This window comes from Actinophytocola sp. NPDC049390, assembly GCF_044466355.1.
Classification (GTDB): domain Bacteria; phylum Actinomycetota; class Actinomycetes; order Mycobacteriales; family Pseudonocardiaceae; genus Actinophytocola.
The window spans coordinates 1-24,124 of record NZ_JBITMQ010000027.1; the positions used below are offsets into that span (position 1 = coordinate 1).

The window sequence follows — 24,124 nt, forward strand, 5'->3', positions numbered from 1 at the left end:
TACCGGAGACCTCGCCCTATTTCGATCAACGACACGCCAAACAAGTCAACACCAGGCAACATCCCGCTGGTCACAGCTCTGAAACACGGCCTAGAGCAGGACCACTTCCTTCGTGCCGTCGGAACCGGACAACAGGAGCTGCTCGCGACGTTCGCGTACCGCCCGGTACACGAAGTCGCCGTAGCCGACCAGGCGGCGCAGTGCCTCCGTGAGCGTCACGCCCTCGCGCTCGATGACGTACTCGAGTGCGCGGACCATCTCCGGTGAGATCGCCACGTTGATCCGCTTCGGCTCGGTGGTGAGGCGGCCGTCGGGTGCTTCCTCGACCTCCGGGCGATTACCCAGCATGACCACATCACTTCCTCTGTCGGCCCCGGTTCGTCAAGTTTGGCACGCGGCATACACATAAGCAACAGCCTCTATGCACACGATCACCGTTGTTTATGTGGCAATGAGGAGTTACCCTGCTCTGTAGAGTGATGTTCGCAGAGCGAACGGCACATTCCGGTCCCCACGAAGGAACGGCGTCATGCAGGACACGAGCCCCGCGGCCAGGACGCCGCGCGACGACGAGCCGGCGCCCGGCCGCGTCGGCGGCGGTGACGCCTGGGATGACACCTGCGCGGCGGTCACGTGGTACGAGGAAGGTGACGACCAGCCTGCCGACGAGCCGCTGATCGCGTTGATCCCGCTCCCGGACCTGACATGATCCGCAGGAACCGGCCGGGCGAGCTCACCGACGACGGCACGTGGGTGGACCGCTCGCCGCCGGGCAACCGTGAGCTGATCGCCCGCGGCCGCGAGCTGGAACTGCGCGAACGCCAGGCCGAACTGGAGGCGAAGAAGGCCGCGCGCCGCCACTACCTGCGCATGCAGAAGTGGGTGCTGATCGGCGTGGGCGCGTTGATACTGCTGACGGTTCTCGCGCTGGTGGTGGGACTGTGGGTCGGCGCGCTGTCGCCGTCGATCGCCACGGAACTCGCCCGCACGATGCTGCCCATCCTGCTCGGCGCCGCCGCCACGATCGTCGGCGCCTTCTTCGGCGCCGGCGCGAACATCAATCCGAATCGCTTCGACCGGGACCAGTGACGCCGGACTGGACAGGAACGAGCAGGATGAGCGGCTTGTCGGCGGGCGGGGTGTTCCCGGTCTCGAACCATGTGCCATCGAGGGGTTCGAGGCCACTGACGCGCCACGGCGGCCGCTCCGCGTGCCGTCGGTACGCGGCGGAGCTGGTGTCAGGCATGTGTTTCGCGCCTCCCGGCGGGCCGTCGATGCAGGTCAGCACTGTCGGCCCACCTTGAGCGTAACCCTCCGGAGACAGTATGACAACACTCCGTAAGTGTCGATTACGTGTAGCTTCCGTGTTGCATCCGCGCCAGCAGCGCACATACACTTAACCCGATTGCCCCAACCCCTGCAAACAGGATGTGACCATGACAGCCAAGGGCGCGCCGACCGAACCCGCCGGACAGCAGACCTCCGCCAGGGCGGAGCCGAAGCGGATCAACGTCGCTGTTTCGCCGGACACCGTGCGTGCTCTCGAGAACGTGATCGAGCGGGAGGGCGTCACGCTGACGGAGGCGCTCCGGCGGCTGATCGGGTACGGGGACTTCGTGTACCGCGCGGTGCGCGAGAACCGGGAGCAGCTGATCGTGAAGGGCGACGAGGGGTCCCGGGAGGTCGTGCTCCTCTGACGACGACGATGCGTGGCAAGCGGGTTCTGCTCGGCAGGCCCGCTTTTCTTCTGCCCACCAACGCCCGGCGCGCACCGAAGGACCCCATCGACACAACGCGCCCGCACTGAAGGACCCCTTCACCACCGCCAACGCACCGAAGGACCCCTTCGACACCGGGGCCTGCACTGAAGGACCCCATCAGCACCCGCAACGCACCGAAGGAGTCTTTAAGCACAACCGCGCCCACCGAAGGGGGCCGTCAGCACAAGCGGCGCGCACCGAAGGGGTCCTTCGGCACACCAAAGCGCGCACCGAACGAGCACTTCAGCACCCGCAACGCACCAAAAGGGCCCTTCAAGGACCACCAGCGCACTGAACGGCCCTACAGCACAACCGCGCGCACCGAAGGGGGCCTTCAGCACAAGCGGCGCGCGCCGAAGGGGTCCTTCGGTGCGTGCGGGCCTACTCGGTCGCGAAGCTCGTGCCCAGTGCCTGCCAGTCGAGCACCGGTGCGGCCAGGTCGCGGATCGTGGCCAGCAGGCCGAGGCGGGCCGCCCGCACCTCCGCGTCCTCGGCCATCACGAGGATGTCGTCGAAGAACGTGTTGATCGGCGCTGTCAGCGGCGTGGCCGCCAGGACGAAGTCCGCCAGCGCCGGGGTGGCCATCGCGTCCTTCGCCTTCACCAGCTCCTGGTGCAGCGCGGCCTCCGCGGGCTCGGTCAGCTTCGCCGGGTCGTACGTCGCCTCGGTGTCGGCCGGGACGATGCGGCGGACCCGCTGCAACGCCGCCACCAGTGCCGCGAACTCCGCGTCCCCGACCCGCTGCTCGATCTCGCGCAGCGTGGCCTCCGCGGCTGCCGGCGCACCGGCCAGCGGGAGGACCGCCGCCACGTGGCGGTGGTCGTGACCGGCGTCGAGCAGCTGCTGCTCGTAGCGGCGGACGACGAACTCCTCCACCTCCGCCAGGGTCTCCTCGCGGACCTCGATCCCCTGTGCACGCACGTGCGCCGCCGCCGTCGCGAGGCCCCGGGACAGCGTGACGTCCGACAGCGCCGGGTGGGCGCGCAGGATCGCGATCACGCCCGCCGCCGCCCGGCGGAGACCGAACGGGTCCGAGCTGCCGGTCGGCGCGGCACCCACCGCGAACAGCCCGACCAGCATGTCGAAGCGGTCCGCCAGCGCCAGCACCGCACCCGGCGCCGTGGCCGGGGTCCGGTCCGCAGACGACCGCGGGCGCTCCATGTCGAACAGCGCCTCGGCCACCGCCTGCGGCTCACCGGAACGGGCCGCGTACTCGCGCGCCATGACACCGGCCAGGCTCGTCAGCTCGATCACCATCTGCGACGCCAGGTCGAACTTCGCCAGCGCGGCCGCACGGTCCAAAGTGGATCGGTCCACGTCGGACAGTCCGGTGCCCAGATCCCCTGCCACGGCGGCGATGCGCGCCGCGCGGTCGGCCATCGAGCCGAGCTTCTCCTCGAAGGCCAGGCGACCGAGGCCCGCCTTCATGGTCTCCGGCGCCACCTTCAGGTCCGCGCGCCAGAAGAAGCTCGCGTCCTCGTAGCGGGCGCGGAGCACGGCCTCGTTGCCCGCGCGGACCGCGTCCTGGTCGCAGGCGCCGTTCGCCACCGCCACGAAGTGCGGCAGCAGCTCACCCGACGCGGTACGCACCGGCAGGTAGCGCTGGTGCTTGCGCATGACCGTCGTCAGGATCTCCTGCGGCAGCTCCAGGTACGTCTCGGAGAAGCCGCCCAGGATGGCGTTCGGTTCCTCGACCAGGTTGGTGATCTCGTCGATGAGCCCGGCCTCGGCCTGCTCGTCGATCGTGCCGCCGACCGTCGCGGCCAGCTCGCGGGCCGCGGCCAGGATCAGCTCGCGGCGGGCGGTCGTCGACGCGGTGATGCCGTGCCCGGACAGGAACTCCAGGTAGCCCGCGGCGGACGGAACGGAGACCACCGGTTCGGGTGCCGTGCGGTGCACGCGGGTCGTGCGGCCCGCGGCCAGCGACGACGCCGTCACCGGGACCTCCGTGTCACCGAGCAGCGCCACCAGCCAGCGGACCGGCCGCGTGAACGACAGCTTGCGGTCGTTCCACCGCATGTTCTTGTCGGCGCGCAGTTCCGCGACCACCTCGCCGAGCACGCCGCTCAGCACCTCCAGCGCGCCGCGGCCGAGGTCGGTCCTCGTCACGCCGACGTACTCGACGCCGTCCTGCTCGACACGTTCCAGGACGGCCGGGTCGATCTTCTGACCACGGGCGAAGCCCTGCGCCGCCTTCGTCGGCTCACCGTTCGCGTCGAACGCCGCCGAGGCACGTGGGCCGCGGACGAACCGCTCGGCGTCCGGCTCACGCGGGGCCACGTCGTCGACCAGCACCACGATGCGGCGCGGGGTCGCGTGGGCCACCACGTCGCCGTGGTCGAGACGGGTGGCCGCCAGCTTCGTCGCCACCGCCGCGCGGACCGCCTCCGCGCTGCGGGTCACCTCGTGCGGCGGCAGTTCCTCGGTGCCGATCTCGAACAGCAGCGGCGCCGGGGCCGTCACCTCGCCGAACTCCGCCGGGGCCGCCGCGGGTTCCGGCAGCGCGGACAGGCCGAGCGGGTGGCCCAGCTCCTCGCGGCGCTCCGCCCACAGGGCCGACACCTCGCGGGCCAGGCCCCGCATCCGCGCGAACGCCTTCGCGCGCTCGGTCGTGGAGACGGCGCCGCGGGAGTCGAGCACGTTGAACGTGTGCGAGCACTTGAGCACGTGCAGGTGGGCGGGCACGGGCAGCCGCGCGTCCAACATGCGGCGCGCCTCGTCGGCGTAGTCCTCGAACAGGCGCTTCTGCGTCTCGACGTCGGCGTCGTCGAGGTAGAAGCGGCTCATCTCGTACTCGGCCTGGCCGAACGCCTCGCCGTAGGTGATGCCCGGGGCGTACTGGATGTCCTTGAAGTGACTCACGCCCTGCAGCGCCATGATGATGCGCTCGACGCCGTAGGTGATCTCCACCGACACCGGGTCGAGGCTCATGCCGCCGGCCTGCTGGAAGTACGTGAACTGGGTGATCTCCAGCCCGTCCAGCCAGACCTCCCAGCCCAGCCCCCACGAGCCGGTGGCCGGGTTGGCCCAGTTGTCCTCGACGAAGCGGATGTCGTGGGCCTCGATGTCGATGCCCAGCGCGGCCAGGCTCTGCAGGTACTGCTCCTGCGGGTCGCCCGGGTCGGGCTTCAGGATCACCTGGAACTGGGTGTGCGTCTGCAGCCGGTTGGGGTTCTCGCCGTACCGGGAGTCGTCGGGCCGCACGCTGGGCTCGACGTAGGCCACCCGCCACGGCTCCGGACCAAGCACGCGCAGGATGGTCGCGGGGTTGAGCGTGCCCGCACCGACCTCGGTGTTGAACGGCTGCACGATCATGCAACCCCGGTCGGTCCAGTACTTGGTCAAGGCGAGCAACGCGTCCTGCATGGTCAGCACCCACAAAACCCTAATGACCGGCCCTTCGGGAACACTGGGCGGGTGCCTCGATGGCTGGTGGTGAGCGCGACGGCGGTCGTCGTCGTGGTGGTGGTCGTGCTCGCGCTCGCGTACCTCTTCCAGCGCAGGCTGATCTACCTGCCGTCGGGTGGGCCGGTGCCGTCGGCGTCGCAGGTGCTGCCCGGTGCCCGTGACGTGCGGCTGACCACCGCCGACGGGCTTGCCCTGGGCGCCTGGTACGTCCCGCCGACCGGCCCTGACCTGGGGTTCACCGTGCTGGTGGCGAACGGCAACGGCGGTGACCGGTCGCACCGGGCCGAGCTGGCCGCCGCCCTGCGTGCCGAGGGGTTATCAGTGCTGTTGTTCGACTACCGCGGCTACGGCGGCAACCCGGGCGACCCGACGCAGGAGGGCCTCGCGCTCGACGTGCGCGCGGCACACGCCTACCTGGTCGACGAGCTGGGGGTGCCGCAGGACCGGCTGGTCTACTTCGGCGACAGCCTCGGCGGCGCCGTGGTCGCCGAGCTGGCGATCGAACACCCGCCCGCCGGGCTGCTGCTGCGGTCACCGTTCACCGAGCTGGCCGACACCGCGGCCGAGCACTACCCGTTCCTGCCCGTGCGCATGCTGTTGCGGGACCGGTTCCCCGTGGTCGAGCACGTCCGGCGGCTCGACGTGCCCGTCACGGTCGTCTACTCGTCGACCGACGAGATCGTGCCCCCGGACCAGAGCCGGGCGGTCGCGTCGGCCGCCCGGGACGGGGACGCGGTCGAGATACCGGACACCGACCACAACGACCCGGTCCTGCTGGCCGGGTCGCAAGTGGTCGGCGCGGTGCTCGAACTGGTCAACTCGCGTCGCTGACCTGCAGTTTCTTCCGGTGTGCGTACGCCGCGCGGCGCTCGGACTCGTCGAGGCCGCCCCAGATGCCGTACGGCTCGTACACGGTCAGCGCGTGGTGACGGCATTCGACGATCACCGGACACGACCGGCAGATCTCCTTGGCCCGTGCCACCCGTTCCTCCCGTGCCTGGCCGCGTTCCGCCCTGGGGTGGAAGAACATGTCGCTGTTGCGGCCGCGGCACGCGGCAAGGCGCTGCCAGTCCCACGTTTCGGAGATCGGACCGGGCAGCCGGGAGACGTCCACCATGGCTGGCTCCTCCATACCTTCGCGCTTGACCTGTTCGCCGGGGTGGTACCCGGGTGGTTCACGGAGCAAACTTCGTGTCGCGAAAGTGGCGGACTGGTGCGTCGTCCCAGGAAAGGGCCATCATGACCATGACGCAACGGCCAAGGGGAGGGCAGTAGCAGTGGCGCGACCGATCTGGAGCGGTGCCATCAACTTCGGGTTGGTGACCATCCCCGTCGAGCTCTACAGCGCGACGGAGGACCACACGATCAGCTTCCGCCAGTTCGAGCGGGGGACGTCCGACCGGATCCGGTACAAGCGCATCAACGAGCGGACCGGCAAGGAGGTGGCGTTCTCCGACATCGTCAAGGGGGCCGATGTCGGCGGCGGCGAGTACGTGATCATCGAGCCCGACGAGCTGGACCAGATCGCCCCGGGCCGCTCCCGCACGATCGACATCAACTCGTTCGTGGACCTGGAGGAGATCGACCCGATCCACTTCCAGAAGACCTACTGGCTCGCGCCGGCCAAGGAGGAGTACGGGCGGTCGTACTCGCTGCTGCTGCAGGCCATGGAGAAGACGAACCGGGCGGGGATCGCGTCGTTCGTCATGCGGGGCAAGGAGTACCTGACGGCCGTGCGCGCCGGTGACGGGCTGCTCGTGCTGAACACGTTGCTGTTCCCCGAGGACATCCGCGACCCGGCGAAGGAGCTGAAGTCGCTGCCGGAGATCACGTCCGCGCGCGGCAAGGAGCTCGACATGGCGGTGAGCCTCGTCGAGTCGATGTCCGACGAGTGGCGGCCGGAGGAGTACCACGACACGTACACCGAGCAGGTCGAGAAGCTCATCGAGTCCAAGCGCGAGGGCCAGGAGGTCGTCGCCGCGGAGGAGCCGTCGGAGCCGACGAAGGTGGTCGACCTGTTCGAGGCCCTGTCGCGGAGTGTCGAGAGCCGCAAGAAGGGCCGTACCGCGGCGCCCAAGGCCTCGGACCTCGACGACATGAGCAAGGCCGACCTGGACAAGCTCGCCAAGGAACTGGACGTCAAGGGCCGTTCGAAGATGAACCGGGACGAGTTGGCGAAGGCGGTCGCGGAGGCGCAGAGCACGGCCGCGGCGTCGTAACGCCCCGAAAGACGCTTTCGGGGTACTGAGCGTCCCGAAAGCGTCTTTCAGGGCCGGTCACGCGCGCTTGTAGAACGGGAGCTTCACCACTGACACCGGCATCGCCTTGCCGCGGATGTCGACGGTCAGCTTCGTGCCGGGTTCGGTGAGCGACGGCGGGACGTACGCCATCGCGATCGGGTGGCCCAGCGTCGGGGACAGGGCGCCGCTCGTCACCGTGCCGGCCTGCGTGTCGCCGTCCATCACCGGGTAGCCGTGGCGGGCGGCGCGGCGGCCCTCGCCGACCAGGCCGACCAGCACCTGCTCCACCGCGTCACCCGCGTCGCGGCGCCGCTCCAGCGCCGCGCGGCCGACGAAGTCGGCGGGCTTGTCGAACTTGACCACGCGGCCGAGACCGGCGTCGAACGGGGTCATGTCGGCGGTCAGCTCGTTGCCGTACAGCGGCATGCCGGCCTCCAGGCGCAGCGTGTCGCGGCACGCGAGGCCCGCGGGAAGGAGACCGTGCGACGAGCCCGCCGCCGACAGCGTCTCCCACACGTCCGCTGCGTGCGGGGCCTCCGCGTACACCTCGAACCCGTCCTCGCCCGTGTAGCCGGTGCGGGCCAGCAGCACGTCGTGCCCGCCGACGCGGGTCGGGACGCTGCCGTAGTACGGCAACGCGGACAGGTCCGCGTCGCAGACCGCGCCGATGATCTCCGCCGAGGCCGGGCCCTGCACGGCGATCAGCGCGCAGTCGGTCGACCGGTCGGTCACCTCGACCGTGAAGCCCTCGGCGCGCGACCTCAGTTCGGCGAACACCACCGCGGCGTTCGACGCGTTCGCCACCACCATGAAGTGGTCCTCGCCGATCCGGTACACGACGAGGTCGTCGAGCACGCCGCCCTCGCCGTCGCAGATCATCGTGTACCTGGCGCGGCCCGGTTTGACCGCGGAGAGCTTGCCGACCAGCGCGTAGTCGAGCGCCCGCGCCGCCTCCGGGCCGGTCAGCTCGATCTCCCCCATGTGCGACAGGTCGAACAGGCCGGCGGCCTCCCGCACGGCCTTGTGCTCGGCCAGTTCGCTGCCGTACCGGAGCGGCATCGACCAGCCAGCGAAGTCGGTGAACGACGCACCGAGCTTGGAATGCACCTCGTGCAGCGGCGACAGTGTGCTCATGACCCCGATCCTGCCCGCTGGGACGCCCGCCCGGAACAACGGGGGTATCCGGCGTGCCGCGCCGCTCGTCGCCGGTCTCGCCTACGCCGCGTTCGGCGCGGGTTTCGCCAGCCACAGCACGGGTGCGCTGGTCGCCGTGCTGGTCCCGGCGACCGCCGTGCTGGCCGCGGTCCTCGTGCTGCGCCGCCCCCGCGCACCGGCCGCGAGACCGGTGCGCACCCACCTGCCCTGGCTGCTCTGGGTGCTCGCGTTCGGCGTCTGGGAGCTGGCCGCGCTGTTCGCGGGCGACCTGACGATCAGCCTGCTCATGGACCCGGTCCTGGCGATCTACCCGGTGCGGGTCGCGGGCTGGGCACTCTGGCTGTGGGGCGGCTGGCTCCTGGTGCGACGATGATCTTCGGTGCTGGTTTCGTGCTGCTCGGCCTGGTTGGTCTCATTGTGCAACTGAGACGTCCGGCGCTGGCCGCCGAGTTGCTCGCCATGCTGGTGGCCACCCGAGCCGGCCGGGTCCTGACGGTGCTCGTCTGGGGCTGGCTCGGGTGGCACTTCCTCGCGCGTTAGGGGAACAGCGTCATGGCCGGGTCGATGGCGATCTCGACCAGCTGATCGAGGGTGAGCGGTGGCGCGGTCGCCGTGGCGGGCGTGTTGTACTTGCTGGACGTGGCGACGTTCTCGGCCTGGACCAGAATCGACGTCCCGTCGTCGCGGACGGCCACGACCCGGTGCATGACGACGCCGCCCTCGAAACCCACCGTCTGCTTGACGATCTCCTCACCGTTCGGGCCGGTCTCCGCCGCGCAGAACGTCCGGTTCGGCAGCCCGATCCCGTCGCACGAGCCGCGCTCGTCGGGGTGGAAGTCCGGCTCCACGAGCATCAGGAGGTTGCCGTCGCCATCCGGCGCCGTCGTGGTGGCGGTGGACTCCAGGCGCCCCTGGGCGTCGCAGATCGGCAGCTCCTCGCCGGGCTCGACGATCTGGTAGAACTCGAGCGGCCCGCGTGTCGTGCCCTTCGGGTATTCGTGGTTCGGCGACAGCGCCAGGTCCGGCCGCTGCGCCATGACCGCGTCCGTGGCCGCCTGCAGGAGGCGGTCGGCCGCCTCCCCCGCGGACTCCAGGTCCTCCCTCTCGCACGCCGGTGGCGGCACCGCGTCGCCCCCGACAGGGACCCCCACGACGTCGGTGGACGCACTGGACGTCCCCGTCGGGGGCGGCGGCGCCGTCCTCGACGAGGGCGGCGCCGACGAGGTCGTGGTCGTCGGCGCCGCCACGCCGACGGCCGGGCTCCCGTCGTCGTCCCGCGTCATCGTGTACGCGACGGCCCCGGTCAGCAGTACGACCGCCACCCCGGTCGCGACCGCCGGGTTCGCCATCTGGCGAACCCTGGCCGCGCGGCGGCCGCGGGCGATGGCCGCGTCCACGTCGACCGTGGACGGCGGCACCTCCCCGATCGCGTCGTCGAACAGTTGCTTGTCCATTCCGCACCTTTCGCGCTAGTCGGCCCGTGCTGCCTTGGTGCGCAACGTGTCGAGCCCCCGCGCGGTCTGGCTCTTCACGGTGCCCACCGAGCAACCGAGGATCTCGGCGGTCTCCTCCACCGAGAGATCGCAGTAGAGGCGCAACACCACCGCTGCTCTGCGCCTGGGCGGCAGCCCGTCGAGCAGGTCGAGCAGCTGGGCCCGGCTGACCACCGCGAACTCCGTGGCCGAAGGCAGCTCGGGCAGCTCCTCCGCGACCTGCTCACGCCGCCACGGCCTGCGCTTCTCGTCCAGCCAGGTGCGCAGCAGCGCCTTGCGGACGTACGCGTCGATGCCGGGGGTCCCGCCGATCCGCGGCCAGTGCCGGTACAGCTTGCTGATGGTGATCGACACGAGGTCGTCCGCGGTGTGCCAGTCCCGGCACAGGAGGTACGCGGTGCGCCGCATGGTCTCCATCCGAGCCACCACGTACTCGCGGTACGTGTTCTCCTCGGCGCGTTTCACCCCGGTGACCTCCTGTGTCGTCCCTCTACAACATCAGGAACGCGGCCCGGATGCGACGAGGTTGCCTCTAGTCGAGACGAAATCCGAACGGGAGCTCCAGCCGGTGCGCGGCGAGCAGCTCGGCGTCGGCCAGCAGCTCGCGGGTCGGGCCGTCGGCGACCACCACGCCGTCGTCGACCAGCACGCTGCGCGGGCACAGCTGTAGCGCGTACGGCAGGTCGTGGGTGACCATCAGCATGGTGGCGCCCAGCGACAGCAGCACCTCGGCCAGCTCACGGCGTGCGACCGGCTCCAGGTTCGCCGACGGTTCGTCCAGCACGAGGATCTCCGGGTCGCACGCCAGCACAGTGGCGAGCGCGACGCGGCGACGCTGCCCGCCCGACAGGTGCAGCGGTGACCGGTCGATGTGCGCGGTCATGCCGACCGCGTCGAGCGCCTGGTGCACCCGTGCGTCCAGCTCGGCGCCGCGCAGCCCGAAGTTGGCGGGGCCGAACGCGACGTCCTCGCGGACGGTCTGCATGAACAGCTGGTCGTCGGGGTCCTGGAACACGATGCCGACGCGGCGGCGGATCTCGTGCAGGTTGGCCTTCTCCACCGGCAGCCCGGCGACCTCGATGGTGCCCGCGCCCGCGGTCAGCACGCCGTTGAGGTGCAGCACCAGTGTGGTCTTGCCCGCGCCGTTCGGGCCGAGCACGGCCACCCGCTCCCCCGGCTCGACCCGCAGGTCGATGCCGTAGAGCGCCTGGTGCCCGTCCGGGTAGGCGAAGGCGAGGCCCTTGACCGACAGCGCGGGTGTCACGGGACCCATACTGCCGTGGCGAGCACGGCGGCCGTGACCAGCACCGGAGTGAGGCCGGCGAGCCAGGTCGCGAGGCGGGCGGGCCTGCCGCGGTCGGGCATGGCGCCGGTCCAGCCGCGCGACACCATCGCGAGGTGCACCCGCTCGCCGCGTTCGTAGCTGCGGATGAACAGGGCGCCGATGCCGCGTGCGGTCGCGCCGACCTGCCACAGGAACCGGGGGTCGTGCCCCCGGGAGATCCTGGCGAGCCGCATCCGCCGCGCCTCGGCGGCGATGACCTCCAGGTACCGCAGCATCAGCGTCGCGATCGTGGTCAGCACGGCGGGCGTGCGCAGCCGCTGCAGGCCCACGATCAGCTCACGCGGGGTGGTCGTCGCCGCCAGGGTCAGCGAGGTGAGGACGCCGAGCGTGCCCTTGGCGAGGATGTTCCACCCGGCGAGCGCACCCGCCACTCCCCCGAACAACGGCATGAGCAGCGCGATCACCACGAACGGCACCTCGATCAGCGCGCGTTTCGCGACGTGCGAGACGGGCACCCGCGCGATCCGCCAGACGGTGACGATCAGCAGGAGGTACAGCCCGAACGCCCAGTACTCCTCGCGCGGGGTGGCGACCACGCCGATGACCGTCAGTAGCGCGGCGACGATCTTGACCTGGGCGGGCAGCCGGTGGACGGGCGAGTCCCCCGGGTGGTGCAGGACGTGCGTGCCCGCGTGACCAGCGCTCATTCTTCGCGGCTGTCGTCCTGCTTCGCCGGGCGGCGGCGCAGCACCCAGAACAGGCCACCGGCGACGACCAGCGTGCCCACGACGCCCAGCACCCCGGCGACGCCGGTGAACCGGTCGTCACCGCCGACCGCGTAGTCGGCCAGCGGGCCGTCCGCGAGGTCGTGGTCCTCCGCGTTCCTGGCGATGCAGTCGCCGGTCAGCTCCTCCCCCGCGTCGGTCTCCACGACCTCGCACCCCTCGAGCGTGGCCGAGTCGAGACCGTCCGGGTCGGCGTCGGCGAAGTAGGACAGCACCCCGGCGAACACGAGCGCCACGAGCGCGAAGGCCGCGAAGAACAGCCAGGTCTTCCTCGTCGTGGTGCTCATGCCGCGCTCCGGATCTCCAGTGGCTTCCCGGTGCCCCGCAGCAGGTGCACGAGGTCGGGCCGGGCGGCGGCGACCGCGGTGACCGTGAGCGCGGTGATGATCCCCTCGCCGATGCCGATCAGCGCGTGCAGCCCGACCACGGTGGCGGTCACCCCGCCCAGGGAGAACGTCGCGTCACCGCCCATCGCGAACTGGAGCACGAACCCGAGCGACGCGGCCACGGTGTTGACGAACGCGGCCAGGAACGCGACCGCGGCGAGCCCCGCCCTGCCGCGCGTGGCGAACGACCGCAGCGTGACCGCGACCAGGTAGCCCGCGGCGGTGCCGATGAGCGCCATGTTCGTGATGTTGGCGCCGAGCGCGGTCAGCCCGCCGTCGGCGAACACGAGCGCCTGCACGAGCAGCACGATGCCGACGCACAGCGCGCCGACGTACGGCCCGGCGAGGATCGCGGCGAGCGCGCCACCGAGCAGGTGGCCGCTGACCCCCGGCAGGATCGGGAAGTTGAGCATCTGGGTGGCGAACACGAAGGCGGCGACGAGACCGGCCATCGGCGCGGTGCGGTCGTCGAGGTCACGGCGAGCGCCGACCATGGCCACGGCCATGCCGACCACCGCCACCCCGCCGAAGATCAGCGAGGTGGGGGCGTTGATCAGGCCGTCGCTCATGTGCATGGCTACGGTTGCGGACACGTCGGCCAGCCTAGATACCAATCACCCGCAATCGCCAGTATGTGGCAACAACTATCCGGCATACGCTGGGTGACATGACGTCGGCCATTCCGCCGGACGAGCGGCTGCGCCCCCTGCTGACCAGGGATTACGTGCGCTTCCGCCAGCCCACCGAGGACGGCGCCGCCTGGCTGGCGCCGCCGTCGACCGCCGTCACTGTGATCATCAACATGGGCGACGCGTTCGGCGGCCTGCCCGAAGCGTTCGTGGCGGGCCCGTCCGACGCCTGTGACGTGGTGACGATGGACGGCGAGATCGACTGCGTCGAGCTGAAGCTCACGCCGCTGGGCGCGTACCGCCTGTTCGGGCTGCCGGTGTCCGAGCTGACCAACCAGGTCGTCGACCTCACCGAACTGGCCGACCTGCGTCCCGGCCGCCTCGACGAGGACCTGCTGCGGCTCGCCGACGCCGGCCCGGAACCGGCGGGCGAGGTCGCGTGGGTGTGGCGGCGGCTGCACGGCACGCACGGGAACACCCCGATCGCGGCCCTGGCCGCCGAGGTCGGCTGGAGCAGGCGGCACCTGGTCAACCGGTTCCGCGCGCAGACCGGCCTGGCGCCCAAGACGCTCGCGCGGGTGCTGCGGTTCGAGGAGCTGCTGCGGCGGCTGCCCGGCACCGAACTCGCCGAGGCCGCGGCGGCGTGCGGGTACTACGACCAGGCGCACATGAACCGCGACTTCCGCGAGTTCGCGGGCACCACGCCCGGCGCGTGGCTGGCCCGGTTCCCTTCCGTCCAATACCCGTGGGTGCGCGCGACCTAGCGTCCCCGGGCATGAACATCTACGCCGCCGTCAACTACACCGAGCCCAACGCCGCCGTCGACTGGCTGTGCACAGCGTTCGGGTTCACCGCCGAGGACGTCTTCCACGACGACGCGGGCGTGGTCCAGCACGCCGTGCTGTCGCTGGGGACCGGGAAGATCATGGTCAGCGGCCCGCGCGAGCCCGGCTGGCTCGGGAGCACCGCCGCGGCCCCGCTCGCCTCGACCATCAGCCTGTACGCCGTCGTCGACGACCCGGTCGCGCACCGCGAGCGCGCGGCCGCGGCGGGCGCGAAGATCGTGCGCGAGCCGGAGCACACGGACTACGGGTCGCACGAGTACTCCGCCCGCGACCTCGACGGGAACCTGTGGTCGTTCGGCACCTACCGGCCCTGAGGCGTGCTGACCCACAGCCACGCCCGCTGCACGGACTCCTTCATCGCGACGTCGACCAGCCGCACCCGGTCCGCGGTGACGGGCAGGTAGCCCGGTGCCAGGAACCGGCCGTTCGCCATGCCGATGACCAGCACGACCAGGTCGGCCTCGAGGTTGGTGGCGGCGACGCGGCGCAGCGGTTCGCTGTCCACGAGCCTGCTGATGTTGATCACGAGCGGCCCGGCGAGGCTGTTGCCGCCCGCGGGACCGGACCCGACGACCATCCGCAGCCGGATCCGGTCCCCGTGGACGGCGTTGTCCGCCGCGAGCCGGGTGGCCGCGGAACGCAACACCGTGGGCAGGAGCATCGTCGGGTCGCCGCGGGTGGGCAGGCACACCACGGTGCCGTCACCGGCGCCGCCCTCGTGGTCCACCTCGTCGACGGCGTCACCCAGGTCCGTGACCACCTGCGTCAGCAGCGCCTGCAGACGGTCCCGCAGGCGCTGCTGTGCCTGCTCGGTGCGTTGTCCGTAGCTGACGACGTCCACCGCGAACCCGAGCCGGTCGTCGCGTACCCGCCGCCCCCTCGCCGGCGGGTACGGCGAAGCCGTGGGCGGAGCGGGTTCCCTCGGCATGATTTCGACCGTAGCGGGGATTGATTTCGCGGCCAGGAAACGACCCGGATTTGTCAAAGATATGTCCGGAGACAATTTGTGGACACTTCGCCGGTGGACTTGACAATACACGTTCTGTAACCATGGTCAGGTGGCGGCGAGCACGTACGACGAACTGCTGGAAATACCGCGCGGACGCGGGATGCTGGCGAACGACGTCGCGGAACGGATCGGGCCGGGGCTGCGCGTCGCGTGCGGCGTGACCCCGGAGGACTCCCCCGCGATCGTCCGGCGCAAGGTCGGCGACCGGCTGACCGAGCTGTGCGCCAGACTGCCGGCTGACCTGCGGACATCCGTCCTCGCGGCGCTCGCGCTGCACCCGGATGCCGACCACCAGTTCATGCAGGACCGGATGGGGTGGGCCGCCCGGCAGATCAACCGCGACCACCCGAGGGCCGCCATCCGGCGGATGAAGGTCGGGTTCGGCATCATCGCCGAGCAGCTCGACGACCTCGTCGACGACCCGCGCATCAACCAGGGCTGGCACACCGGCTCGCTGCGCGCGTTGCTCCGAATGGACGTCGACCCGCCGCAGGTGCTCGAGGAACGGACCATCGTGTCGACCGCCGACGGGCTGGAGGAGGTCGAGCTGCGGTTCTCCGCCCACGGCAGGGACGACGACCGCACAGCCAACCCGATCACGGCCAGCGTCCTGTACGGCGGGGAGATCACCGGCACCGACAGCGTCGTACCGAGCCACCGCACGTTCGCGCTGCGGCTGCCCGCGCCGCTGCGGGCGGGTGGGCAGCACGAGTACGGCGTGCGGTTCAACGCGCGCCCGCGCGCGATCATGCCGCCCTTCTACGTGCTGACGCCGCTGCAGCCGTGCGCGAAGTTCAACCTCCGCGTCCGGTTCGGCACCGACGTGCCCAAGCAGATCTGGCGGGTCGACGGCATCCCGTCGCGCACCATCGACGACTTCGCGCCCGACGACGCGCTGGTGCCCGCCGACCGGTTCGGTGAGGTGGCGCTCGAGTTCTCGCGACTGCAACAGGGGCTGAGCTACGGCCTGCGATGGGCGGCACTGTGACGCAGGGCGAGCTGGTTCCCGAGACGTTCCTCAGCTACCTCGGCCGCGACGACCACGCCTTCCTGCTCGGCCGGGGCGAGACCCGCACGCGGCCCGCCGACACGGTGCTCATGCACGAGGGCGACCCCACCAACCACGTGCTGGTGTTGCTGTCGGGCTGGGTGCGGGTCTACCGGACCACACCGGACGGTCAGGTCGTGCTGCTCGCGCTGCGCGGGCCGGGCGACGTGATCGGCGACATCGCGGCGCTGCTGGACTTCCCGCGCACGGCGACCGTGGATTCCATGCAGGACACGGGTTTCGTGCAGTACCGCAGCGACGAGTTCCTCGCGTGCGTGCACGAGCGGCCCGCGCTGGGTTTCGCGTTGCTCAAGCAGATGGCGGTGCGGCTGCGTGACTCCGACGCGGCGCGCTACGACTTCGCGGCCATGGACGTCGCGCAGCGGGTCGCGGCGTACCTGGTGTACCTCGCGGACATGCACGGCACCATGACCGAACGCGGCGTCGAGGTGCGGATGCCGTTGACACAGCAGGACATCGCGAACCGCGTCGGTGGTTCGCTGCGTGCCGTCGCCCGTGCCGTGGCGACGTTCCGCGAGCGCGGGATCCTGATCACCGGCCGCCGCGCGTTCGTGCTGACCGCCCCCGGCGTGTTGCGCTCGTTCTCCGGGAACATGCCAAACGGCACATAGCGAAAGTGCCATGGGTCGTCGAACAAACCCCGCGTAGAGCGCACGCTACTCCTTGCCCGGCTAAAAGGAAATGCCGGGGCGGGGAGGCGGACATGAGATACATCTGCACGGTTTCCGCGGCATTCCGGTTGGGGTTCTGGATGTTCCTGGCCGGAGTCGTGTGCGGACTCTTCATCGGCCTCCACGCCTGACGCGAGGTAATAAGGAGGCCCGCGATGGAAAGCCATTTCCTGCTGATCCTGCTGTGAGAGGGCCGAGAGCGCGGACTGCCGACGACTGGGGGTCGCCGGCTGCCCGCTGAGGCCAACTGCCCTGGACGACGCTTTCGGGACACCCAACGTCCCGAAAGCGTCGTTCAGGGCATCACACGAACGCGTTGATGTTCGTGAGCTTGCGGCCGATCAGGAGCTTCTGCACCTGGCTCGTGCCCTCGTAGAGGGTCATCACGCGGGCGTCGCGAAGGATCTTGGCGACCGGGTACTCGTCGAGGTAGCCGTAGCCGCCGTACACCTGGATCGCGAGGTTCGCCGCCGTGACCGCGTTCTCGCTCGCGTACAGCTTCGCCATGGAGGCCTCCGTGTTGAACGGGAGCCCCCGGTCGACCAGGTCCGCCACCCGCCACACCAGCAGCCGGGCCGCGTCGGTGCCGACGGCCATGTCCGCGAGCATCTGCTGGACCAGCTGGAACGAGGCGATCGGCTTGCCGAACTGGTGCCGCTCCCCCGCGTACTTCACCGAGGCCTCGAGCGCCGCCCGCGCGAGCCCGACACAGCCCGCGGCGACCGACATGCGGCCCTTGTCCAGCGCGGCCATCGCGATCTTGAAGCCCTGCCCCGGTTCGCCGAGCACGGCGTCGTCGCCGACCCGGACGCCGTCGAGGACCAGTTCCCCGGTCGACTGGCCGCGCAGGCCGAGCTTGCCCTTGATCTCGTGGTGGGTGAACCCGTCGGAGTCGGTGGGCACCAGGAACGCCGTCACGCCACGCGGCCCCGGCTCACCGGTGCGGGCGAAGACCAGCGCGACGTCGGCCCAGGTGCCGTTGGTGATGAACATCTTCGAGCCGGACAGCGCCCACCCGTCGCCGTCGCGGACGGCCTTGGTGGCGAGGTTGCCCGCGTCCGAACCGGTGTCGGGTTCGGTCAGTCCGAAGCAGGCGAGCGACTCGCCCGCGCACAGGCGGGTGAGCCAGCGCTGCTTCTGCTCCTCGGTGCCGTAGGTGCCGATCGTCTTGCCGACGAGCCCGAGCGAGACGGACACGATCCCGCGGATGGCCGAGTCGCCGCGGCCGAGCTCCTCCATCATCAGGCAGTACGACAGGTGGTTCCCGCCGGAGCCGCCGTACTCCTCCGGGATGGTCAGCCCCAGGAACCCGACGCCGGCGAGCTTGCCGACGATCGCCCGGTCGACCTGCTCGGCCCGGTCCCAGTCACGGACGTGGGGCACGACCTCCCGGTCGACGAAGTCCCGCGCGAGCTCCCGCAGCGCGGCCTGCTCTTCGGTGAGCGACAAGTCCATGACCTGCACCTTACGGTCATCCGGGGCGCGGCGGTGACCACGGCTGGAAAGACCGTCCGCTCCGCCCAACCGCCCTGTGCGGCGCGCACTGTCACGCTGCGCACCCGAGAACACCCACCTTTGTGGCCGACGCAACGCGCGCGAACGTGACACGTCCTCCCACGAAAGCCCTATTGGGAGGGAGCCGAGAAAATGTTACGAAGAACCGGATTACTGGTTTCCCTGCTGGCAATCATGATCGCACTGCTGCCCGCGACGACCGCCACGGCGGCACCGTATTGCGGCATCACGTGGGGATCACTCACGAAGTCCGCCCCGATGGCGGGAACGGGCACCCTGACGAACATCAGATCAGGCCGTCACGACTGTTACGACCGTCTGGTTTTCGACGTGTCCGGCAACCCCCGCGGGTACCACGTGTCCTATGTGAACACGATGCGCGAGGACCCGACCGGCCGCGTGATCCCGTTGCGGGGCGGCGCGAAACTGTCCGTCACGGTGCACGCGCCCGCGTACGACTCCGCCGGTCGGCCGACCTATCGGTACTCGAACCGCAATGAGCTGGTCAACGTGACCGGGTACCGGACGTTCCGGCAGGTCGCGTGGGCAGGGTCGTTCGAGGGTCTGACGACGGTCGGCCTCGGGGTGCGCGCACGGTTGCCGTTCCGCGTGTTCACGTTGCCGGGCAGGGTGGTCGTCGACGTGGCCCACCTGTGGTGACCGATCAGTTGAGCGGGCTCGTCGGCTTGCGCGGACGAGCCCGCCACGCTGCGACGAGTCAGCTCACCCCGGCGCCGTGTGCGGCCACCCACCGTTCCATCGAGTACTCGACCATCGTGATCAGTGTGTTCTTCACCGAGTCGCGGTCGCGGGCGTCGCAGCGGACGATGGGGACCTCCTCGGAGATGGCGAGGGCGTCGCGGACCTCGTCGACGCCGTGGGTCTGCTTGCCGTCGAAGCAGTTCAGCGCGACGACGTACGGCAGCGCGCGGTCCTCGAAGAAGTCGATCGGGGAGAACGAGTCCGCGAGGCGGCGCGTGTCCGTGAGCACCACGGCACCGATCGCGCCGCGCACCAGGTCGTCCCACATGAACCAGAATCGTTCCTGGCCCGGCGTGCCGAAGAGGTAGAGCACGAGGTCCTTGTCCAGCGACACGCGGCCGAAGTCCATGGCGACCGTGGTGGTCTGCTTGCGTGGCACGGCATCCAGGTTGTCGACGCCGACGCTGGCCGAGGTCATGACCGCTTCGGTGGTCAGCGGCATGATCTCCGACACCGAACCGACGAACGTGGTCTTGCCCGCGCCGAAGCCGCCACCGACGACGATCTTCACCGATGTGAGCGACGGGGCGTCAAAGCCGACGGAGTCCACTCAAAACCCTTTCCATCAACATGAGATGTGCTTTGTTCGCGCCACCGGTGGCGGTCTTGTGCACGATCACGAGTCCGAGCCCGGCCATGTCGCCGAGCAGCACCTTCGCCACCCCGAGCGGCACGGCCAGCAGCGTGGCGACCTCGGCGACCGACCTCGGCTCCGCGCACAGCTCGGCAACACTCCGGTGCTCGGTCTGCGTCAGCGCGTCGATGTTCTCGCCGTGTTCGCTCGTGGACACCATGGTCTCGATCCGCAGGTCCACTGTGGACTTGGTACGGCCGCGGGTCCACGCGTACGGGCGCACCATCTGTGCGTCCGCGACCAGGTCCTCGTCGGTGACCGGGTAGATCGCCGGGGTCACGACCGGCGCGGAGGACGGGATGGTCCACGACCACGCCGCCCGGTCGACGACCTCCTGGCCGGACGGGTCCGTCGGCGGCGGCTGGGCCACCTGCTCGGCGCCCTTCCTCCTCCGCTTGCGCTTCCCGCCCCCGAGCGTCAGCCCGTTGAGGACGTCGGCGAAGCCGTCATCCGTGCCGTCGGTGCTCACGCCGGCAGCCCAACCATCCTCCCGGCGGCTCCCTGGAGCTGCGCCCGGAGCTCAGGCGTCAGGATCTGGCCGACCCGGTCGACGAGCAGCGTCATCTCGTACGCGACCTGCCCGATGTCGCACAGCGGCGACGCGAGCACGGCCAGCGCCGACCCGTCGCTGATGGCCATCAGCAACATGATCCCGCCGTCCATCTCGACGATGGTCTCCTTGACGCCACCCGCCTCGAAACAGCGGGCCGCGCCCTGGGTGAGCGACACGAGGCCGGACGCGACGGCGGCCAGCTGGTCCGCGCGGTCGATCGGCAGCCGGGCGGAAGAGGTGAGCAGCATCCCGTCCGCGGACACCACGACGGCGTGCGCGACACCGGGGACCCGCTCGGCGAAGTCGTTGACCAACCATCCGAACTGACTTGGTTGGGTCTGCGGCGAAGTCATTCACTCTCCTGTTGCTGCTTGTGGTCGAAACCGTTCGCGGAACCGCGGTCCGCCAGGCTCCTGCGCCCGCGGGACAGCCCCTTCTGGAAGCCGGCGAGCCGCCCGCGCGTCTCCTCGGCACGGCCCGCCCTCGGTGACGGCGCCGCACCGTTTCCGTTCCCGGAATGGGAAACGCTGCCCGGCACCAGGTTCTGCCGGGGGCTTCGCCGGGGCAGGCCGCCGGACGTGAAGTCCACCGGGGTCGCCGTGGACACCTGGTTCGCGGCCCGCCAGCCGATGTCCGCGGCGAACCGCCAGCCGGCGCCGGACAGGTCGAGCCGTGTGGTGTCCCCAGTGGACACCGGCGGCGGTCCGGCCGGTCGATCTGGACGGGGCGGGGTCACCGGAGCGGCGTTGGGGGAGGGGGGTTCGCCGCCGCCCCGGTGATCCCGCGCCCTGCGGACGCCCTGCCGGTAGTCGCTCAACCGGCTGCGAACGTCGTCCGCATCGCGCCCGTGCCGAGGCGGTCCGTCGGTCGTGCCGGTGGCGGCACTGCCGGGGACCAGGTTCTGCCTCGGGCTGCGGCGCGGCAGCCCTCCCGAGGTGAAGTCGGACGGCTCGGTCTTCGACGCGGCACGGGCGGCGTCGAAGCCGGAGTCGGCGGCGAAGTTCCACGCGTCGCCACCGCTCTGCTGATCGTCCTTGCTCGGGGGGTCGGGTCGCATGGCGGCAGCGGTGGCGTCGTCCACCGCCGGGTCGGACACCGCGCGGAACCAGGCCGACACCATCTCGTCGAAGATCGGCGTCGTCTCCTCGATCGCCGACCGGTCGACCGGGGTGCCCGCGGTCCACCACCCGCTGCCGTTGTCCTGCTCGTCGCCCGGCGAGGAGAACAGCCCCGCGCCGTGGGCCTGGCGTGCGGGCGGCTCGAACGGGCCGCGTGGGCGGGCGATGTCCTTCGGGCCCACGGGGTTGGCACGCGGGCCGGGGACCTTCCCGCCCGGCGAGCGGCGCGGCAGCGGCGTGTGGCCGCCGGCCTGCTCGTCCGGTGTGGACTCCGCGGGCCCGTCGTCGGCGGTCGGTGCGGGCTCCTCCCGCGGTGCGGGTTTCGGCAGCGGCGCGGGCTTGAGCCCGCCCGCGTGGCCGTTGCTGTGCCCGTTGCTGTGCCCGTTGGTCTGGCCGTTGGTCTGGCCGTTCGTGTGCCCGTTGCTGTGGCCGTTCGTTCCGTTGACGTGCGTGCCGTTGGCGCCGTTGGTGTGCACACGTTCGCCCGCCAGCGAGAACGGCGCGAGCAGGCTGGTGCCGTTCGCCTGCGTCTTCTCCTTCCTCGGCTCGGCCGGGGTCGCCACCTGCACGATCACGTCCGAAGGCACGGTGACGGTCGCCCGCACGCCCTTGACGTCGGTGCCGCCGTTCAACCGGACCTCGATGCCGTGCCGTCCGGCGAGGCGGCCGATCACGAACAGGCCCATGCGTCGCGACGTCGCCACGTCGATCAGGCCGGAGTCGGCGAGCTTCGCGTTCGCCTCGTCCAGTTCGGCCTGGTTCATGCCGATGCCCTCGTCGAGCACCGCGATACAGACCGAGCCGTCCTCGAAGGAGTGGCTCGCGATCGTCACCTGCGTGTCCGGCGCGGAGAACGCGGTCGCGTTGTCGAGCAGCTCCGCCGTGAGGCGCACCAGGTCGCCGACGGCGTACCCGACCACCTGCACCGACGGCGGCGGCAGCAGCACGACCCGCTGGTACTGCTCGATCTCCGAGACCGCCGCCCGCAGCAGGTCGGCCAGGTTCGCCGGCCGCTGCGAACGCCTGCCGCCCTCGCTGCCCGACAGCACCATGAGGTTCTCGTTGTTGCGGCGCATGCGGGTGGCGAGGTGGTCGAGCTGGAACAGCGTGGCGAGCTGGTCGGAGTCCTCCTCGTCGCGCTCGAGCCGTTCGAGGAGCTGCAGCTGGCGCTGCACCAGCCCCTGGCTGCGGCGCGACAGGTTCACGAACACCGACGAGTAGGTGGCCCGCAGGCCGGCCTGTTCGGTGGCGAGCCGGACCGCCTGGCGTTGCACGGCGTCGAACGCGCGGGCCACCTGCCCGACCTCGTCCATCGACGTCACCGGCATCGGCGGCAGTTCGATGTCGCCCGCGTGCTCGCCCCGGTCCCGGATGCGGACGACCGCGGCGGGCAGCGCGCGCTCCGCCACGTCGAGCGCGCCGTTGCGCAGTGCGTTGAGCGAGCCGAGCAGGTGACGGCCGACCACGAACATCACCGCGATCGCGACGACCAGCGCCACGAGCAGGATGACCGCGGCGAGGCCCGCGCCGTCACTCGCCTCGTCCTGGAGCGCGGCGGACCGGTCGCTCAGGTCCTCGGCGAGCACGGCGGCGACGTCGCCGATTCGCGTCGCGGTGAGCGTCGAGCCCTCCTGCCAGGAGGAGGCGGTGGTCGGCAGCGGTGTGCCGGGCCGGTTGCCGATCACGGCGGCGACCACGTTGTTGCGGCCCGCGATGCCGGTGCCGGAGACGGTGGTGTCGTACCGCTCGGCGCGGTCCTCGCCGACGAGCGAGTAGAAGTCGGCGAGCCGGTCGGCCTGCCTGCCGACGGACGCGGTGAGGGCCTCGACCTCGGGGCTGGTGAGGCTGCCCCGCGCGATGCCGACGGCGATCACGGCCTGCTGGTAGGAGACCTCTTCCTTGATCTCCTCGAGGTCGTACAGCGCGGCCGCGGTCGACGCGAGCGTCGGGTCGATCGCCTCGGACGCCATGGTCCGGTCGAACCGCAGGAGCGCGTCGACGACCGCGGAGTAGCGGGTGACCGCGTTGGCCGCGTCGAAGCCGGGCCGCGCGACCTGGTCGCGGATGTTCGCGAGCTCGCCGAGCCAGCGTTCGACGTCGGCGTAGCGGGCGGCGGCGGCCTCGTGGTCGAGCGTGACGCGGCCCGCCGCGCGCAGGAACGCGGCCTGCGCGGCGTCGGTGGCCCGCCGTTCGTCGGCCATCCGGGCCACGGCGTCCTCGGCGCGCGCCGAGAGCAGCACGCTCGCCGCTCCGCGCTCCCGCTGCAGTGCGCCGACCAGTCCGCGCAGCTCTTCGTTGACCACGACCAGCCGGTCGACGCGGCGGTAGGAGCTCGCCTTGTCGACCTGGTCGGAGATCTGCATCGTGCCGAGCACGATCGCGAAGACGACCGGCACGAGCGTGACGGCCGCGAGCTTTACGGGGATGTTCCAGTCCCGCCAGTTCGCGAGCACGCTCACCAGCGTCGACCACCGGGACGTGGGTTCGTCGGCGCGATCCGCGCCCGCGTTCCCCTGCTCGGTTGACACGCTTTGTGTCGCAGCTTTCAAGACAGCGCCTCATTTCAGAATGAGGAGACGACAATTCCAGTCGAGCACACCACGCGGCTCGGGTCAGGGCCGCCGCCGCAGCGAGAACTGAGCATCGATCGTACCTCAGTTCGCCGATCACGAAAGCCTTCGAAAAGACCGGTCATGACCTGCGAAAACCACCCGCAAAGCGATCGAATAAGGGGCCGCCGCCCACGCGCTGAGGGTTTTCGATCATGGCGTGTCTACTGTGTGTCGGAACAGGACTGCCTTAATACC

General features: G+C 70.7%; 28 protein-coding genes. 12 read left to right on the forward strand and 16 right to left on the reverse strand.

The features are described from left to right. Positions 1-90: 90 nt before the first annotated feature. Complete coding sequence (locus ACIBVP_RS43560) at positions 91-348, reverse strand: hypothetical protein (RefSeq protein WP_396112437.1); 258 nt, start codon at positions 346-348, stop codon at positions 91-93. 181 nt (positions 349-529) lie between these two features. On the opposite strand from ACIBVP_RS43560, the gene ACIBVP_RS43565 reads away from it, so the two are divergent. From ACIBVP_RS43565 to ACIBVP_RS43575, 3 genes are all read left to right on the forward strand, one after another. Continuing rightward, complete coding sequence (locus ACIBVP_RS43565) at positions 530-709, forward strand: hypothetical protein (protein WP_396112438.1); 180 nt, start codon at positions 530-532, stop codon at positions 707-709. Next, positions 706-1,089, forward strand: coding sequence for a hypothetical protein (locus ACIBVP_RS43570; protein WP_396112439.1), 384 nt, complete (start codon positions 706-708; stop codon positions 1,087-1,089). Before ACIBVP_RS43565 ends, ACIBVP_RS43570 begins: the two co-directional genes overlap by 4 nt. 347 nt (positions 1,090-1,436) lie before the next feature. Then, complete coding sequence (locus tag ACIBVP_RS43575) at positions 1,437-1,697, forward strand: hypothetical protein (RefSeq protein WP_396112440.1); 261 nt, start codon at positions 1,437-1,439, stop codon at positions 1,695-1,697. Positions 1,698-2,141: 444 nt separating this feature from the next. Here the strand turns inward: ACIBVP_RS43575 and ACIBVP_RS43580 are convergent, their stop codons facing one another. Beyond that, positions 2,142-5,126, reverse strand: a complete 2,985-nt coding sequence (locus tag ACIBVP_RS43580) for a glycine--tRNA ligase (protein ID WP_396112503.1) — start codon at positions 5,124-5,126, stop codon at positions 2,142-2,144. 51 nt (positions 5,127-5,177) lie between these two features. Between ACIBVP_RS43580 and ACIBVP_RS43585 the strand changes: the two genes are divergently transcribed. Continuing rightward, positions 5,178-5,999, forward strand: coding sequence for an alpha/beta hydrolase (locus ACIBVP_RS43585; RefSeq protein ID WP_396112441.1), 822 nt, complete (start codon positions 5,178-5,180; stop codon positions 5,997-5,999). Here ACIBVP_RS43585 and ACIBVP_RS43590 read toward each other — a convergent pair. Beyond that, positions 5,983-6,285 carry a WhiB family transcriptional regulator gene (locus ACIBVP_RS43590; protein ID WP_396112442.1) on the reverse strand — a complete coding sequence of 101 codons (303 nt, stop codon included), beginning with the start codon at positions 6,283-6,285 and terminating at the stop codon, positions 5,983-5,985. The two genes, ACIBVP_RS43585 and ACIBVP_RS43590, sit on opposite strands and share 17 nt — an antisense overlap. 160 nt (positions 6,286-6,445) lie before the next feature. Here ACIBVP_RS43590 and ACIBVP_RS43595 point away from each other — a divergent pair, with 160 nt between their 5' ends. Further along, positions 6,446-7,387, forward strand: coding sequence for a Ku protein (locus ACIBVP_RS43595; RefSeq protein WP_396112443.1), 942 nt, complete (start codon positions 6,446-6,448; stop codon positions 7,385-7,387). A gap of 57 nt (positions 7,388-7,444) precedes the next feature. Here the strand turns inward: ACIBVP_RS43595 and gcvT are convergent, their stop codons facing one another. Next, positions 7,445-8,542 (reverse strand): glycine cleavage system aminomethyltransferase GcvT, encoded by a 1,098-nt coding sequence (gene gcvT / locus ACIBVP_RS43600; protein WP_396112444.1) that lies wholly within the window; start codon positions 8,540-8,542, stop codon positions 7,445-7,447. Between gcvT and ACIBVP_RS43605 the strand changes: the two genes are divergently transcribed. Together ACIBVP_RS43605 and ACIBVP_RS43610 are read left to right on the forward strand one after the other, a co-directional pair. After that, entirely contained in the window at positions 8,541-8,936 is a 396-nt protein-coding gene (locus ACIBVP_RS43605) for a hypothetical protein (protein WP_396112445.1), read from the forward strand. The genes gcvT and ACIBVP_RS43605 overlap by 2 nt on opposite strands. Continuing rightward, positions 8,933-9,103 carry a DUF6186 family protein gene (locus ACIBVP_RS43610; RefSeq protein WP_396112446.1) on the forward strand — a complete coding sequence of 57 codons (171 nt, stop codon included), beginning with the start codon at positions 8,933-8,935 and terminating at the stop codon, positions 9,101-9,103. The genes ACIBVP_RS43605 and ACIBVP_RS43610 overlap by 4 nt, the downstream gene beginning before the upstream one ends. Here ACIBVP_RS43610 and ACIBVP_RS43615 read toward each other — a convergent pair. From ACIBVP_RS43615 to ACIBVP_RS43640, 6 genes are all read right to left on the reverse strand, one after another. Then, a complete protein-coding gene (locus ACIBVP_RS43615) occupies positions 9,100-10,017 on the reverse strand; it encodes a hypothetical protein (RefSeq protein WP_396112447.1) in 918 nt (305 codons plus the stop codon). The genes ACIBVP_RS43610 and ACIBVP_RS43615 overlap by 4 nt on opposite strands. Before the next feature lie 15 nt (positions 10,018-10,032). Next, positions 10,033-10,521: a SigE family RNA polymerase sigma factor gene (locus ACIBVP_RS43620; protein ID WP_396112448.1), complete on the reverse strand. Its 489-nt coding sequence runs from the start codon at positions 10,519-10,521 to the stop codon at positions 10,033-10,035. A 67-nt stretch (positions 10,522-10,588) separates the two neighbouring features. Next, complete coding sequence (locus ACIBVP_RS43625; RefSeq protein WP_396112449.1) at positions 10,589-11,329, reverse strand: energy-coupling factor ABC transporter ATP-binding protein; 741 nt, start codon at positions 11,327-11,329, stop codon at positions 10,589-10,591. Beyond that, complete coding sequence (gene cbiQ / locus ACIBVP_RS43630) at positions 11,317-12,048, reverse strand: cobalt ECF transporter T component CbiQ (RefSeq protein ID WP_396112450.1); 732 nt, start codon at positions 12,046-12,048, stop codon at positions 11,317-11,319. The genes ACIBVP_RS43625 and cbiQ overlap by 13 nt, the downstream gene beginning before the upstream one ends. Further along, positions 12,045-12,413 carry a PDGLE domain-containing protein gene (locus ACIBVP_RS43635; protein WP_396112451.1) on the reverse strand — a complete coding sequence of 123 codons (369 nt, stop codon included), beginning with the start codon at positions 12,411-12,413 and terminating at the stop codon, positions 12,045-12,047. The genes cbiQ and ACIBVP_RS43635 overlap by 4 nt, the downstream gene beginning before the upstream one ends. After that, positions 12,410-13,105: an energy-coupling factor ABC transporter permease gene (locus ACIBVP_RS43640; protein WP_396112452.1), complete on the reverse strand. Its 696-nt coding sequence runs from the start codon at positions 13,103-13,105 to the stop codon at positions 12,410-12,412. Before ACIBVP_RS43640 ends, ACIBVP_RS43635 begins: the two co-directional genes overlap by 4 nt. 74 nt (positions 13,106-13,179) lie before the next feature. Between ACIBVP_RS43640 and ACIBVP_RS43645 the strand changes: the two genes are divergently transcribed. Continuing rightward, entirely contained in the window at positions 13,180-13,905 is a 726-nt protein-coding gene (locus ACIBVP_RS43645) for a helix-turn-helix domain-containing protein (RefSeq protein ID WP_396112453.1), read from the forward strand. 11 nt (positions 13,906-13,916) lie between these two features. After that, positions 13,917-14,300 carry a VOC family protein gene (locus tag ACIBVP_RS43650; protein WP_396112454.1) on the forward strand — a complete coding sequence of 128 codons (384 nt, stop codon included), beginning with the start codon at positions 13,917-13,919 and terminating at the stop codon, positions 14,298-14,300. Here the strand turns inward: ACIBVP_RS43650 and ACIBVP_RS43655 are convergent. After that, positions 14,288-14,914 (reverse strand): hypothetical protein, encoded by a 627-nt coding sequence (locus ACIBVP_RS43655; RefSeq protein ID WP_396112455.1) that lies wholly within the window; start codon positions 14,912-14,914, stop codon positions 14,288-14,290. The genes ACIBVP_RS43650 and ACIBVP_RS43655 overlap by 13 nt on opposite strands. A gap of 130 nt (positions 14,915-15,044) precedes the next feature. On the opposite strand from ACIBVP_RS43655, the gene ACIBVP_RS43660 reads away from it, so the two are divergent. Then, positions 15,045-15,983: a hypothetical protein gene (locus ACIBVP_RS43660; RefSeq protein ID WP_396112456.1), complete on the forward strand. Its 939-nt coding sequence runs from the start codon at positions 15,045-15,047 to the stop codon at positions 15,981-15,983. Beyond that, positions 15,968-16,675 carry a Crp/Fnr family transcriptional regulator gene (locus ACIBVP_RS43665; protein WP_396112457.1) on the forward strand — a complete coding sequence of 236 codons (708 nt, stop codon included), beginning with the start codon at positions 15,968-15,970 and terminating at the stop codon, positions 16,673-16,675. Before ACIBVP_RS43660 ends, ACIBVP_RS43665 begins: the two co-directional genes overlap by 16 nt. Before the next feature lie 363 nt (positions 16,676-17,038). Here the strand turns inward: ACIBVP_RS43665 and ACIBVP_RS43670 are convergent, their stop codons facing one another. Beyond that, positions 17,039-18,190 (reverse strand): acyl-CoA dehydrogenase family protein, encoded by a 1,152-nt coding sequence (locus ACIBVP_RS43670; RefSeq protein ID WP_396112458.1) that lies wholly within the window; start codon positions 18,188-18,190, stop codon positions 17,039-17,041. 234 nt (positions 18,191-18,424) lie between these two features. Here ACIBVP_RS43670 and ACIBVP_RS43675 point away from each other — a divergent pair, with 234 nt between their 5' ends. Then, complete coding sequence (locus ACIBVP_RS43675; protein ID WP_396112459.1) at positions 18,425-18,910, forward strand: hypothetical protein; 486 nt, start codon at positions 18,425-18,427, stop codon at positions 18,908-18,910. 58 nt (positions 18,911-18,968) lie between these two features. Here the strand turns inward: ACIBVP_RS43675 and ACIBVP_RS43680 are convergent, their stop codons facing one another. Genes ACIBVP_RS43680 through ACIBVP_RS43695 form a run of 4 tightly spaced genes read right to left on the reverse strand, consistent with a single transcriptional unit; the run spans position 18,969 to position 23,845 of the window. Next, positions 18,969-19,562, reverse strand: coding sequence for a GTP-binding protein (locus ACIBVP_RS43680; RefSeq protein WP_396112460.1), 594 nt, complete (start codon positions 19,560-19,562; stop codon positions 18,969-18,971). After that, positions 19,543-20,115, reverse strand: coding sequence for a DUF742 domain-containing protein (locus tag ACIBVP_RS43685; RefSeq protein WP_396112461.1), 573 nt, complete (start codon positions 20,113-20,115; stop codon positions 19,543-19,545). The genes ACIBVP_RS43680 and ACIBVP_RS43685 overlap by 20 nt, the downstream gene beginning before the upstream one ends. After that, positions 20,112-20,552, reverse strand: coding sequence for a roadblock/LC7 domain-containing protein (locus ACIBVP_RS43690; protein ID WP_396112462.1), 441 nt, complete (start codon positions 20,550-20,552; stop codon positions 20,112-20,114). Before ACIBVP_RS43690 ends, ACIBVP_RS43685 begins: the two co-directional genes overlap by 4 nt. Then, entirely contained in the window at positions 20,549-23,845 is a 3,297-nt protein-coding gene (locus ACIBVP_RS43695; protein WP_396112463.1) for a nitrate- and nitrite sensing domain-containing protein, read from the reverse strand. Before ACIBVP_RS43695 ends, ACIBVP_RS43690 begins: the two co-directional genes overlap by 4 nt. Positions 23,846-24,124: the final 279 nt, after the last annotated feature.

Coding starts and splice junctions, on each gene's coding strand:
- ACIBVP_RS43560 (WP_396112437.1), bottom strand. CDS start 348: ATGCTGGGTAATCGCCCGGAGGTCGAGGAAGCACCCGACGGCCGCCTC.
- ACIBVP_RS43565 (WP_396112438.1), top strand. CDS start 530: ATGCAGGACACGAGCCCCGCGGCCAGGACGCCGCGCGACGACGAGCCG.
- ACIBVP_RS43570 (WP_396112439.1), top strand. CDS start 706: ATGATCCGCAGGAACCGGCCGGGCGAGCTCACCGACGACGGCACGTGG.
- ACIBVP_RS43575 (WP_396112440.1), top strand. CDS start 1,437: ATGACAGCCAAGGGCGCGCCGACCGAACCCGCCGGACAGCAGACCTCC.
- ACIBVP_RS43580 (WP_396112503.1), bottom strand. CDS start 5,126: ATGCAGGACGCGTTGCTCGCCTTGACCAAGTACTGGACCGACCGGGGT.
- ACIBVP_RS43590 (WP_396112442.1), bottom strand. CDS start 6,285: ATGGTGGACGTCTCCCGGCTGCCCGGTCCGATCTCCGAAACGTGGGAC.
- ACIBVP_RS43605 (WP_396112445.1), top strand. CDS start 8,541: ATGACCCCGATCCTGCCCGCTGGGACGCCCGCCCGGAACAACGGGGGT.
- gcvT (WP_396112444.1), bottom strand. CDS start 8,542: ATGAGCACACTGTCGCCGCTGCACGAGGTGCATTCCAAGCTCGGTGCG.
- ACIBVP_RS43610 (WP_396112446.1), top strand. CDS start 8,933: ATGATCTTCGGTGCTGGTTTCGTGCTGCTCGGCCTGGTTGGTCTCATT.
- ACIBVP_RS43615 (WP_396112447.1), bottom strand. CDS start 10,017: ATGGACAAGCAACTGTTCGACGACGCGATCGGGGAGGTGCCGCCGTCC.
- ACIBVP_RS43625 (WP_396112449.1), bottom strand. CDS start 11,329: ATGGGTCCCGTGACACCCGCGCTGTCGGTCAAGGGCCTCGCCTTCGCC.
- cbiQ (WP_396112450.1), bottom strand. CDS start 12,048: ATGAGCGCTGGTCACGCGGGCACGCACGTCCTGCACCACCCGGGGGAC.
- ACIBVP_RS43635 (WP_396112451.1), bottom strand. CDS start 12,413: ATGAGCACCACGACGAGGAAGACCTGGCTGTTCTTCGCGGCCTTCGCG.
- ACIBVP_RS43645 (WP_396112453.1), top strand. CDS start 13,180: ATGACGTCGGCCATTCCGCCGGACGAGCGGCTGCGCCCCCTGCTGACC.
- ACIBVP_RS43650 (WP_396112454.1), top strand. CDS start 13,917: ATGAACATCTACGCCGCCGTCAACTACACCGAGCCCAACGCCGCCGTC.
- ACIBVP_RS43655 (WP_396112455.1), bottom strand. CDS start 14,914: ATGCCGAGGGAACCCGCTCCGCCCACGGCTTCGCCGTACCCGCCGGCG.
- ACIBVP_RS43665 (WP_396112457.1), top strand. CDS start 15,968: ATGGGCGGCACTGTGACGCAGGGCGAGCTGGTTCCCGAGACGTTCCTC.
- ACIBVP_RS43670 (WP_396112458.1), bottom strand. CDS start 18,190: ATGGACTTGTCGCTCACCGAAGAGCAGGCCGCGCTGCGGGAGCTCGCG.
- ACIBVP_RS43675 (WP_396112459.1), top strand. CDS start 18,425: ATGATCGCACTGCTGCCCGCGACGACCGCCACGGCGGCACCGTATTGC.
- ACIBVP_RS43690 (WP_396112462.1), bottom strand. CDS start 20,552: ATGACTTCGCCGCAGACCCAACCAAGTCAGTTCGGATGGTTGGTCAAC.